This is a genomic window from Thermococcus camini, assembly GCF_904067545.1.
In the GTDB taxonomy this organism is placed as follows: Archaea; Methanobacteriota_B; Thermococci; order Thermococcales; family Thermococcaceae; genus Thermococcus; species Thermococcus camini.
This window is the reverse complement of the sequence record NZ_LR881183.1, coordinates 391,401-403,611: the sequence shown is the minus strand read 5'-3', so window position 1 is coordinate 403,611 and position 12,211 is coordinate 391,401. Positions and strand designations below refer to the sequence as shown.

Below are 12,211 nucleotides of genomic sequence, written 5' to 3'. Positions count from 1 at the left end.
TTTCATTCCTTCTTAATTTCCGCGACACTCAGATACTTGGCTGCCTCTCTGTATATTTCGTTGATGAACTCGTAGGTCACGTTTGCGCGGTTCAGTTCGTTCTTCTTTACCACCCCCAGCTCCCCTACGAGCTGTTGTAGAATTTCGGATAGAGCTGGTTCAGAGAGCCCGCTAATGATTTTCAATTCGTTCCATCTCTTTGAACCCTCTGAAAGAGCCTTGAGGAGTGATATTGTCTTGTGAGGTTCTGTTCTTGTGGAAACATAGTTAAGAAGTTCTCGTTTTGCCTTGAGAATCGCTTCGGTTATTACGAGATGCTTTGCCCTCTCATGGGGTTCCCCCTTGCATCGTTTGTAGCCGTACAAGGTGAGCCATCCGGGGAGGGTACCTAGTGTCAGTATCGCATCCGCAATCTCCGAATACCCGTAGTCAATTCCGCATCTCTCAAATCCATTCAGAAGGTATTCCTCGGCGGTTTTGGTGGACCAGGGAGTAAGAATCAACTGCTCAGGGGGTCTTCCGAACATGGCCTCCCTCTCGCCGGCGGTGAATAGGGCCTTAAGAACACCCGAATAAGAACCCGTGAAGACTATCCTTAAGTCAGATCTCTCGTTGTAGATTTCCCATAAGCTTTTCAGGAGCAGATCCTTCCTGTTCCTAACCTCCTGTATCTCATCAAACACTACAACGGTATTCGGGGGTAGGGCGTTCATGGCCGACACGAAGTTCCCCACGGCGCTTCTGCCACCTTCAAATTCCAGATTAAATTGAAATCCTGCCTTTATTAAGCTTCCCGGATCAGAGAGATACACGCTTACACCCAAACTCCTAACTTTTCTACGGGATTTTAGCGTCCTCATGGCGTTTGTAATGCTCCCTACAACCTTTCGGGAAAACTCCCCAAAACTGCCACAGCTGGCGACGTTTATGTAAATCCCCATCGAGTTTGTGCTATGGGCATACCTTTTAATAGCCGACTTGGCGAGACTCGTTTTGCCAACCATCCTCGGGCCCAAAACAGCAACCCATACTCCATCATGAATATACGACAGGAGTCTTCTAAGTTCGTATTCCCTTCCAAACAGTTCATCATCCCTCGGTCTGGGTGTGAAGAACGGTATTTCACGACTCTTCACATAACCCACCTAAGTACTTAGGATAGTTATGCATTTAAAAAGCTTTCGAGATGCCATTTATGCTGTGGACTGGAAGAACGATCTCGTGAGGGGTTCTCAGACTGGAGCACAGGGAAAGAGCCCATAGATGAAGCTTAAAATGCCCTCAGGAACTCCTCCGCATCTTCAAACTTCCCTTCTTTAATCAGCCTAAGCACTACCGTGTAGAGACCTATGAGTTCGAGGTTTCCTTTGGGATTCTTGCAACGTCCTGTTCCGGCGTTGCGCGGCTGAGCAGGTAGTATAACCCCTTTCCGTGGTGCATTACTACCATTCTTACCTTATCTCTCAAGTTTTTCGGGACTGCAGTTTCTTTTTCTTCGCCCGATTTCTTCTTCCCCCCAAAGATGAACATCCCCGCCAAAGGCAGAAGTGACAAAGGCACCACCTCAAACTCCGCTTTCAGAAGAGATAAGCCTTTCGAAGTCAGCCAAATCCCACACGAACCAGCCTTCAGCCCTGAGCTCTTCCTTCCCTTTAATACCCTTCGCCACCATTCCGTAAAACCTCTCCCCGTCTTCAAGGCCCGTAAGCCTCGCCTTTCTCTCAAGGTCTCTCAGAACTCCTTTAGCTTCCCTCAAGCTAAGGTCTTTCCACTTCACCTCGACGAAGAGGGCCTTCTTCTCACGCTCGTTCAAAGCGAGCAAATCAATCTCCTCATTCCTATGCCACCACCTGCCAATCTTCGTGAACCTAAAGGGAAGCTTGCCCGCTTTGTTTAGCTCCCTGAGGAACTGCTCCGCTATCTTCTCAAAGACTAAACCAAGATAGCAGTTGTACTCTTCCTCAAAGTTCTCTATGTAGCCAAAGTCAAAGAGCTGGGAGCGGTTTGGGTAGACAAAGCGGAACCAGAAGGTAAAGTAGAGGTCACTCAGGTAGTAGCGCGCGTTCCTCCTTCTCTCAGGTTCTCCAACAGGATACCTCTCCTCAACTATGTGGAGCGTCTGAAGGTTGCTGAGGTACTGGGAAACGGTTGAACTTGGAAGTCCCGTAAAGCTAACTATCTCTCCGAACTTTGTCTTTCCAAAGGCTATGGCCTTGAGGATGGAGAAATAGCGAGCCGGCTCCCTCAGCTCGGTTTTAAGTAGGAACTCCGCCTCGTCGAATAGGAGTTTATTCGGCTGAAACACTTCTTCGAGCTTTTCTCCAGCCCTCAGCCTGAACTGAACCTCCCTTATGTATGCGGGAATGCCGTCGGTTATACCATAAATCCTTACAAGCTCCCTCCAGTCCTTCTCAGGGAAAAACCCTCTCAGATGGAAAAAGCCCAGGGGGCCAAGCTTTATGGAAAGCGTCCTTCTCCCGTAGAGTGGACTTTTGTATCCAAGGACGTGGCTCTCCATGACGCTTATGGATGAACCCGTCAGAACGAGCTTGATGTCCTTTAGTCCCTCCCAGATTTTCTGGAACTTCGATACTATGGCCCGATTGGATTTTATCAGGTTCGGGAACTCGTCTATTATGATGACCACTCCGGAACCGTCGAGAAGCTTGAAGAGTTCTTCCCAAGAGAGTTCGGCCTTCTCAATAAGAGAGTTCTTCAGTACCCTGGCAACTGAACTCCGAAAAGCCCGCAGGTTTTCCTCCTCTAGAGTCTCCTCAGCGAAGAAGTACAGATGTCTCATACCCTCCACGGATTTTTTAACAAGGGCAGTCTTTCCTACCCTTCTCCGGCCATAGATTATTACGAGCTCTTTTCTATTGCTTCCATATGCTCTATTCAACGCTTCCAGTTCCCGAGTTCTATTCACAAATAGTTCATTCATGATTATGATAATTGCATATGAACTATTTAAACATTACCCCGAAACCAGCAAAAAAGAAAAATCACAAGAAAAGCTCCACCGGCGAGTAGCCTTCCCTCACCTTCTCCATTTTCAGCTCCATCCCGAAGGCGTTGGTAACTGTTCCACTCTTCTCCGCCCACACCCCAGCCGGAATCACGAGGACGTCCCCGGGCAGTTCTTTCGCCGGCCGGCCAACGACGACATAGGCCTCGCTCTCCGGGATTCCAGTTATTCCTGCCTTGATAAGACCAGCGGCATTGACGCCTTCGTAGAGAATCAGTGTCGGCACGTCCAGCGGTTCAGCTGACCCCTCAAGTATCACAACGTCGTGGTCCTCCTCGACGAGCTCCTTCCCCTTCAGGAGGAGTTTGAGGAGCGGGAACTTCTCCGGGTCTGCCTTCAGGAGAACCCTCCTGGCGTTTCTGACATCCTCCAGTGTGGCCGAGGAGATGCTTCCACCAACTGTCGAGCCTAATGGAATGCCCTTCTCCTCAGCGAAGGCCCTGAGCCGGGCGATTTCTTCGTTGGTAAGCTCCGGCGTCAAAATCAGGGCGTAGCTCCTCTCGGTGAGGAACTTCTTGGCTTCTTCCCAGCTCACCGGCTTTCCGTTGAGGAGCGGCCCGGTTAAATCCTCGGCCCAGGGCCTGTTAAAGCGACAGACGTCGCAGATATGCTTGTTCCAAGAGTTTTCTACCCTTGAAGCCCTCACGAGCATGCCGTCGTAAACTTCAACGTTCATCTCGCAGGCGAAGGAGCAGCCGTTGCAGACGGTCTTAACTGGAGTTGTCTTCCAGGGCCCGGGCTTGACGAACGGAAGCTTCTCGGTTATCGCCCCAACGGGACAGAGGTCTATCATCTCGCCTATAAACTGACCATGCATGTCTCCGAGGCTCTCCCCGAGCGGCGGTGAGATTCTCGTCTTAAACCCGCGGAACAGGTAGTCGAGGACGCCCTCTCCGGCTATCTCGTGGGTGAAGTTGACGCACTGGCCGCAGAGGACGCACTTGTTGTTGTCGAGGGTAACGAACGGGTGGCTCTCGTCGAGCTCGAACCCCTTTTGCTCTCCCTCAAAGGCGTGCTGTTGAGCGTTGTAGAGCGTCGCGTACTCCCTCAGCTTGCACCGGAAGACCTCCATACAGCCGCAGCTCATACAGCGCCTCGCTTCTTCAAGAACCTGCTCCTCGGTTAGGGCCGGCTCAACCTCATCAAAGGTTCTCTTCCTCTTTTCCGGGTCGCGGAGCTCCACCTTCGCCCTCGGCTTTCTTTCAACGCCCTCGTAGTCCTTCTCGGTGACTTTCTTCCAGTGGTTGTAGAGCCTGAAGTCGAAGAGAACCCTGTAAAGGTCATCATCGCTTAGAACTTCCTCGATGTGCTTTTCGGGCTCGGTGAGAACGGCTTTAGCCTTCTCCAGCTTGCCCTTGAGGTACAGGTCTATCATTATCGCGGCCCTTCTTCCGGTGGCTATGCTCTCGATGACCGTTGATGGCCCGAGGACGAGGTCGCCGCCAGCGAATACGCCTGGAACGCTCGTCTGGAGCGTCACCTCATCAACGACCGCCTTTCCGCACCTTGCCTCGATACCGAGGGCCTTTAAGAACTCCTCGTCGCAGTACTGGCCTATCGCGAGGATAACGTTGTCGGCTTTAACCCTAAACTCCGAACCCTCTATCGGTATCGGCCTCCGCCTTCCGCTTGAATCTGGCTCGCCGAGGCGCATCCTGACCAGCTCTACCTCCTCGACATTATCTTTTCCAAGGATTTTCACAGGGTTCGTGAGGAAAAGGAACTCGACGCCTTCCTCGATTGCCTCTTCAACTTCCCTCTCGTTGGCGGGCATCTCAGCCTTCGAGCGGCGGTAAACGACGGTAACCTTGGCTCCAAGCCTCAAGGCAGTCCTTGCAACGTCCATCGCGGTGTTTCCGCCGCCGACGACTATGACGCGCTCGCCTAGCTTGACCTTTTCGCCGGTGTTGACCTTCCTGAGGAACTCTATGCCGTGCATGACGCCTTCAAGCTCCTCGCCCGGAATTTCCATCTTTCTGCTTCTCCAGGCGCCGACACCGAGGAAGACGGCATCGTATTTCTCGCGGAGCTCGTCGAGGGTGACGTCCCTTCCGAGGGCGGTGTTGGTCTTCACCTCTATTCCCGTGTTTATGACCGTCGCTATGTCCTTGTCCAGAACGTCTCTCGGCAGCCTGTAGGGCGGGATTCCGTAGCGCATCATTCCGCCGAGCTGGGGCATCGCCTCGATTATCGTGACCTCGTGACCCATCGTCCTGAGGTAGTAGGCGCACGCCAATCCTGCTGGCCCACCGCCGACGACGGCTATTCTCTTTCCGGTTGAGGGTGGAATCTCCGGCATCCACGGGCCGTGCTCAAGGTCGTAATCTGCTGCGTATCTCTTGAGCTGCCTTATCGCGAGGGGCTCCTCCACGAGGTTTCTCCGACAGGCGTCCTCACAGAAGGCCGGGCAGACCCTTCCGAGCACAGCCGGCAGGATGTACTTCTCCTTCATCAGCTTGACCGCCTCGTGGTACCTGCCCATCGCTATGAGTGCGAGGTAGCCCTGAACGTCGCTGTGGGCCGGACAGCCGTCCTGACAGGGGCCGATACAGTCGCCGTAGTGGTCCGAGAGGATGAGCTCAAGCGCGGTCTTTCTCATTGAAACAACTTCGCCGGTCAGGGTCTCTATCTTCAGCCCTTCCATTGGCTTGAGCGTGCACGATGCTGTCACTCCTCTCGGCGTGGAGACGAGACATAAGCGGCAGGAGCCGTAGGGGTCGAGCTCGCTCGTGTAGCAGAAGCCGGGAACGTGCTCCCCGATTTCACGGAGAAAGTCTATGAGAGGCTTTCCTTCCGGGGCATCAATCTCTTTCCCGTTGACTATGATCTTAACCATCTCACTCACCCCCAGTGAGAATCTCTATGGCGTTGAACCGGCACACCTCGTAGCAGGTCCCGCACTTGATGCACTCCTCTTGGTTTATGACGTGGGGCTTAAGCCTCTCGCCGCTGATGGCCTTGACGGGACAGAAGATCGCACACGCTGTACAGCCAGTGCACTTCTCGGTTATTATGACGTACCTGATGAGCGGCTTGCAGACCTTGGCGGGGCATTTTCCTTTGATGTGGGTGAGGTATTCGTCCCTGAAGTAGCGGAGCGTCGTCAGAACCGGGTTAGGTGCCGTCTGCCCGAGGCCGCAGAGAGAGCCGGCCTTGACCTGATAAGCCAAGCTCTCAAGCTTTTCGAGGTCTTCCTCCGTTGCCTCGCCTTTGGTGAACCTGTCCAGGATCTCCCACATCCTTTTAGTGCCCAGACGACAGAAGGTGCACTTCCCGCAGGATTCCTTGACTGTAAAGTCGAGGAAGAACTTTGCCACATCGACCATACAGGTGTCCTCGTCCATGACGACCATTCCGCCGCTCCCCATTATCGCTCCAGTAGCGTTCACGCTCTCGTAGTCAACGGGGGTGTCGAAGAGGTACTCGGGAATACAGCCGCCCGAGGGACCGCCGAGCTGGACGGCTTTTATCCTCTTGCCGGTCTTGGTTCCCCCGCCTATCTCGTAGAGTATCTCCCTCAGCGTGGTTCCCATCGGAACCTCGACGTTTCCGCCGTGCTTTATCTTGCCCGAGAGGGCGAAGACTTTGGTGCCCTTGCTCTTCTCGGTTCCTATCGAGGCGTAGGCTTCCCAGCCGTGCTTGATTATCCACGGCACGTTCGCCCACGTTTCCACGTTGTTGATGTTCGTCGGCTTGCCCCAGAGGCCCTTCTGCGCCGGATAAGGCGGCCTCGGCCTCGGCATTCCGCGCCTGCCCTCAATGGAGGCTATCAACGCTGTTTCCTCACCGCAGACGAAAGCTCCGGCGCCTTCCTTGATGACGATGTCAAAGGAGAATCCGCTTCCAAGGATGTTCTCGCCGAGGAAGCCCCTCTCCTTAGCTTGCTTCAGCGCTATCTTCAGCCTCCTTATGGCGAGCGGGTACTCGGCACGGACGTAGATAAAGCCTTTACTTGCGCCAATCGCGTAGGCGCCGATTATCATGCCTTCAATAACACGGTGCGGGTCGCCTTCGAGCACGTTCCTGTCCATGAAGGCACCGGGGTCGCCCTCGTCGGCGTTGCAGACGATATACTTGACGTCCCCCTTGGCTTCCCTCGCGAACTTCCACTTCAGGCCGGTCGGGAATCCTGCACCACCCCTTCCCCTAAGACCGGACTTCATGATAACGTCTATTATCTCCTCGGGCTCCATTTTGAGGGCCTTTTTGAGGGCTTCGTAGCCTCCAACGGCGATGTACTCGTCGATGTTCTCGGGGTCTATGTAGCCAGAGTTTTCAAGGACTATTTTCACCTGCTTGGAGAAGTAGCCGTCAACGTCCCACGTCTTCCTCTTGCCGTCCTCCCACCAGTCGCGCTTGACTATCCACTCCTCGACCGGCTTTCCGTTGAGGACGTGCTCCTCTATGATACGAGGGACCTTCTTGGGGTCGACGTGACCGTAGGTGATTATCTCATCATCGGTGATTATGTCAACCAGTGGCTCGCGGTAGCACATGCCGACACAGCCGACTATCTTGAGCTTCACGTCGAGGTTTCTTCTCTCAATCTCGGCCTTTATAGCCTCGTAGGTTTCCCTCGCGCCGGCAGCTATTCCACAGGAGTTCATGCCGACTGCGATGGCCTTGATTTCAGACATCGAGCTTCCCTCCCTTAGCTTTCTCATCAGCTTCCTGACCTTGTCAGGATTCAGCTTTCCGAAGACCTTGTCGTTTATCATTATGACCGAGGCCAAACTGCAGCATCCGAGACAGGCGACGCGCTCCAGCGTCACGAGGCCGTCCTCTGTCGTCTGCCCCTCTTGGATTCCAAGCTCCTCCGTTATGGCCTGGGATATATTGACGGCACCGTTCACGTGACATGCCGTCCCGTGGCAGATTTTGACGACGTATTTTCCGAGGGGTTCAAACCTGAACTGGGCGTAGAAGGTAGCGACACCGTAGACCCTGCTGAGCGGGACACCGAGGTAGTTAGCTATCTCCTCAAGGGCCTCCCTGGGGAGGTAGCCGAACTTTTCCTGAGTTCGCTGGAGAAGAGGGATTAGGGAACCCGGTTCCGGCGGATAAGAACGCATGTAATCGAACGAGGCTTCCATCTCGCATCACCATAAGATTTTCTCAAAAGGGTCTCAACTTTAATGTTTATAAGCGTACACCAAAGTACAAGTTTGTAACGTCTGGTTGGCAACCATTTGTTTGAAAAATTCTTAAATCAATCCTTTACAAACTTAAAATTGTAAGCCCGTTAGAGGCGGTGATGCCCTTGAGATACATAAAATTGCCTTCCGAAAACTTTGAGAAGTTCTTCAAGTCACTCGAAGCCTGGGGCACTGTCTATGCCCCAGTAAGGAAGGGGAGCATCTATTCTTTCCAGGAGGTTCACGACCCCAGCGAGATGGCTCTCGACTACAACAGAACCATGCTCCCGCCAAAGAAGTTCTTCTTCAGGCCTAAAGAGGCCGTTCTCAGGCTGAAAAACGGCCGCTGGGAAGAGGAGGTAGAAGCAGAGCCGATGGTTCTCTTTGGACTCCATTCCTGTGATATCCACGGCCTCAAGATACTCGACAGGGTGTACCTCGATGAGCCCGCTGACCCGTACTACAAGAGCAGGCGCGAGAAGACCCTGATAATAGGGATAAGCTGTATGCCGGACGAGTACTGCTTCTGCAAGAGCCTCGGCACGCACTTCGCCATGGACGGCTTTGACCTGTTCCTGCACGAATTGCCCGACGGATGGCTTGTGAGAATAGGCAGCGTCCGCGGCCACGAGATAGCCTGGGAAAACGGTGAGCTGTTTGAAGATGTGACCGACGAAGACCTGGCCAACTTCAAGGAGTTCGAGGAGAGGCGCGCAAATGCGTTCCAGAAGGAGCTCCCGCAGGAGGGCCTCGCCGATATGCTCGATCTGGCATACAACAGCCCGGTGTGGAAGAAGTACGCCGAGATATGCCTCGCCTGCGGTAACTGCAACATGGTCTGTCCGACGTGCCGCTGCTACGAGGTCTGCGACCGCTGGATAGATGCGTACAAATCAGTCCGCGAGAGGCGCTACGACTCGTGCTTCATGGAGAACCACGGGCTGGTTGCCGGAGGCCACAACTTCAGGCCGACCCGCTTAGACCGCTTCAGGCACCGCTACTACTGCAAGAGCTACTTTGACCCGTCAGCGGGCTACAACTGCGTCGGATGTGGAAGATGCGACGAGTTCTGCCCGGCGAAGATAGAGCACGTTAAGGTTCTTGAGGAGGTTAGGGGGTCTCTGAAATGAGCGAGAACCCGTACCAGACGTACGACGCAAGGATTCTCGAAGTGAAGGACCTGACATCGAGGGAGAAGCTCTTCACACTACGCTTCCTCGACCCCGAAGTTGGAGAGAAGTTCGAGTTCAGGCCCGGGCAGTTCGTCATCGTTGACATACGCGGTTTCGGAGAGTTCCCGATAAGCATATGCTCGTCCCCAACGAGAAAGGGCTACCTCCAGCTCTGCATTAGAAAAGCCGGCAGAATGACAAAGTTCATACACAAGATGAAGGAGGGCGACATAATAGGGATCCGCGGGCCCTACGGAAACGGCTTCCCCATGGAGGAGATGGAGGGCTCGAACCTGATTCTTGTGGCCGGCGGCCTCGGGATGGCGCCGTTAAGATCCGTCCTCTGGTACGCGATTGATTCAGGAAAATATGAACACATCTGGCTCCTCTACGGCACGAAGGCCTACGAGGACATCCTCTTCAGGGATGAGATAATACACCTCCTGAAGCACGGCGAGGCCATGAACTGTAGCGTCAAGCTTGCCTACGAGGTTGAAAGCCCATCGTGCATCTATCTGGAGAGGGGCTTCTCCGACAGGGTGTGCAGGGGTGTCGTCACAGACCTATTCAGGGGAGAGGAGTTCGACGTGGAGAAGACCTATGCCCTCATCTGCGGCCCACCGGTCATGTACAAGTTCGTGATAAGGGAGCTCCTCGACAGAAAACTCTCACCGGGCAGGATTTACATGACGCTCGAAAGGCGCATGCGCTGTGGGATAGGCAAGTGCGGCCACTGCATCGTCGGAACGAGCACGTCCATCAAGTACGTCTGCAAGGACGGACCGGTCTTCACCTACTGGGATGCTCTCTCCACGAGGGGGTTGATATGATGGAGGAGCTCAAGCTGGGGGTTTTCGAGCTTACAGACTGCGGCGGCTGTGCACTAAACATTCTCTTCCTCTACGAGAAGCTCTTTGACCTCCTCGAGTTCTACGAGATAACCGAGTTCCACATGGCGACCAGCCTGAGCGAGGGGAACCACTACGACGTGGCACTCGTAACGGGAACCGTCTCGACCCAGCGCGACCTGAACCTGCTCAAGGAGGCGAGGAACCACTCGGAGTACCTCATAGCCCTGGGGACATGTGCGACCCACGGCTCCGTTCAGGGGAGCGTTGAGCTACCCATCAGGGAGAAGCTGAAGGCAGTCTACGGAGACGGTGGGAACCCGATGCGCGCCCTCGACTCCAAACCGGTGGTTGAGTACGTCGCCGTTGATTTTGCCCTTCCGGGATGTCCGTACGACAAGGAGGAAGTATACCAGGTGCTCATGGACATCGCCAAGGGCATCGAGCCCGTTAGAAAGGACTACCCGGTCTGCCTTGAGTGCAAGCTCAACGAGTACGAGTGTGTGCTGGTGAAGAGAGGCCTTCCCTGCCTCGGCCCGATAACCTACGGCGGCTGCAAAGCCGTCTGCGTGCGCTCCGGCCTCGGGTGCATAGGGTGCAGAGGCCCCCTGCCAGGAGAGGTGAACCCGGCCAGCGAGTACGAGATACTCAAGAGCCTCGGCTACGATGACGAGTACATCGTGAGAAAGTTCAAGACCTTTGCGAGGTGGGAGCCATGATGATTGAGATGCGGGAATTCACGCGCGTTGAGGGCAACGGCAAAGCCGAGATAGTCATAGAGGACGGCGAGGTAAAGGACGTCAGGCTTCAGATCATCGAAGGGCCGAGATTCTTCGAACTGCTCACCCTGGGAAGACACTACTACGATGTCCCGGACCTTGAAGCGAGGATATGCGCCATCTGCTATTTATCGCACAGCGTTGCCTCGGTCATTGGAATCGAGAGGGCCTTTGGGGTTGAAGTCCCGGAGGAGGTAACGCTCCTCAGGGAGCTCGGACTCATAGGCGAACTGCTCGAAAGCCATGCGTTGCATCTATACCTCCTCGTTGCACCTGACGTCTTCGGCTACCCCGACGCAATAAGGATGGCCACGAAGCACGGCGAACTCGTGAAGGAGGGACTGGCGCTCAAAGCCTTTGGCAACAGGCTCAGGGTAATGGTGGGCGGCAGGGAGATACACGGCATAAACGTCAAGCCCGGCGGCTTCGGCAGGTATCCAACCGTTGACGAGCTGGAGGAGATAGAGAGGGAAAGCGAAGCCCTTCTAAGACTGGCAAGACGTGCCGTGAGGCTCTTCGCACAGTTAGACCCCTACGGGGCAAAAGCGAAACACTTCGTCGCCACCGAAGGCTACCTCTGGGGTGAAAAGCTGATATCCGACGAACCCGGGGAGTTCCACTACACCGAGAGGATAGAGGAGCACTCCCTAGTTTACAGCTTCGCCAAGCAGAGCCGCTACAAGGGCGAGTCCTTCCTTGTCGGAGCGCTGCCGAGACTGCTCCTCAAGTCGGAGATGCTCACGCCCACTGCCGGGAGGCTCTTTGAGGAGCACAGGGAGAAATTGGAAACCGGCTACGTCAGCTACAACAACCTGGCCCAGGCGATAGAGCTGGTCTATTCCCTTGAGAGGGCAAACGAAATAGCAAAGACCCTGCTCGATAGGGGCATCGAAGGGGAAAACGTCCCCGTTGAGCCAAGGGAAGGGGAAGGAATCGGCTACGTCGAGGCTCCGAGGGGGCTACTCATACACCACTACAGGATAGACGCCAGCGGTAAGGTCGCTTACTCCAACATAATAACCCCAACCGCGCTGAACCACGCGATGATAGAGGCCAGCCTGCTGGAGGAGGCAAGGAAACTGTACGGTGAGGCCGACGAGGGGACGATGATGCAGAGGCTTGAGGAGACGGTGAGGGCATTCGACCCGTGCATCTCCTGCTCCGTGCACTTGGTGAAGCTCTGAAACGCTGTTTTTTTATTTAATTCAGTCCAAAACCCCAAATCATGTGCACAAACCCCCGATTCTCCCAA

9 protein-coding genes are annotated in these 12,211 nt (G+C 54.6%); 4 read left to right on the top strand and 5 right to left on the bottom strand.

Annotated elements, in window-relative coordinates; genetic code table 11:
* Window positions 1–2 precede the first annotated feature (2 nt).
* The 5 genes from TIRI35C_RS02035 to nuoF all read right to left on the bottom strand — a co-directional run bounded on the left by TIRI35C_RS02035 (window position 3) and on the right by nuoF (window position 8,118).
* Window positions 3–1,145: an AAA family ATPase gene (locus TIRI35C_RS02035; protein WP_188201557.1), complete on the bottom strand. Its 1,143-nt coding sequence runs from the start codon at window positions 1,143–1,145 to the stop codon at window positions 3–5.
* A 202-nt stretch (window positions 1,146–1,347) separates the two neighbouring features.
* Window positions 1,348–1,530 (bottom strand): hypothetical protein, encoded by a 183-nt coding sequence (locus TIRI35C_RS02030; protein ID WP_188201556.1) that lies wholly within the window; start codon window positions 1,528–1,530, stop codon window positions 1,348–1,350.
* A 34-nt stretch (window positions 1,531–1,564) separates the two neighbouring features.
* The gene (locus TIRI35C_RS02025) at window positions 1,565–2,941 is read right to left on the bottom strand and encodes an ATP-binding protein (RefSeq protein WP_188201555.1); all 1,377 of its coding nucleotides are present in this window, start codon (window positions 2,939–2,941) and stop codon (window positions 1,565–1,567) included.
* Window positions 2,942–3,002: 61 nt separating this feature from the next.
* Window positions 3,003–5,861: an NAD(P)-binding protein gene (locus tag TIRI35C_RS02020; RefSeq protein ID WP_188201554.1), complete on the bottom strand. Its 2,859-nt coding sequence runs from the start codon at window positions 5,859–5,861 to the stop codon at window positions 3,003–3,005.
* Window position 5,862: 1 nt separating this feature from the next.
* Window positions 5,863–8,118, bottom strand: coding sequence for an NADH-quinone oxidoreductase subunit NuoF (gene nuoF / locus TIRI35C_RS02015; protein ID WP_188201553.1), 2,256 nt, complete (start codon window positions 8,116–8,118; stop codon window positions 5,863–5,865).
* A gap of 167 nt (window positions 8,119–8,285) precedes the next feature.
* Here nuoF and shyB point away from each other — a divergent pair, with 167 nt between their 5' ends.
* Genes shyB through shyA form a run of 4 tightly spaced genes read left to right on the top strand, consistent with a single transcriptional unit; the run spans window position 8,286 to window position 12,143 of the window.
* On the top strand, window positions 8,286–9,290 hold the full coding sequence (gene shyB / locus TIRI35C_RS02010) for an NAD(P)-dependent hydrogenase/sulfhydrogenase 2 subunit beta (RefSeq protein WP_188202955.1): 1,005 nt from the start codon (window positions 8,286–8,288) through the stop codon (window positions 9,288–9,290).
* Complete coding sequence (gene shyC, locus TIRI35C_RS02005) at window positions 9,287–10,162, top strand: NAD(P)-dependent hydrogenase/sulfhydrogenase 2 subunit gamma (RefSeq protein WP_167891559.1); 876 nt, start codon at window positions 9,287–9,289, stop codon at window positions 10,160–10,162. The genes shyB and shyC overlap by 4 nt, the downstream gene beginning before the upstream one ends.
* Window positions 10,159–10,899 carry an NAD(P)-dependent hydrogenase/sulfhydrogenase 2 subunit delta gene (gene shyD, locus TIRI35C_RS02000; RefSeq protein ID WP_188201552.1) on the top strand — a complete coding sequence of 247 codons (741 nt, stop codon included), beginning with the start codon at window positions 10,159–10,161 and terminating at the stop codon, window positions 10,897–10,899. The genes shyC and shyD overlap by 4 nt, the downstream gene beginning before the upstream one ends.
* The gene (gene shyA / locus TIRI35C_RS01995) at window positions 10,896–12,143 is read left to right on the top strand and encodes an NAD(P)-dependent hydrogenase/sulfhydrogenase 2 subunit alpha (RefSeq protein ID WP_188201551.1); all 1,248 of its coding nucleotides are present in this window, start codon (window positions 10,896–10,898) and stop codon (window positions 12,141–12,143) included. The genes shyD and shyA overlap by 4 nt, the downstream gene beginning before the upstream one ends.
* Window positions 12,144–12,211: the final 68 nt, after the last annotated feature.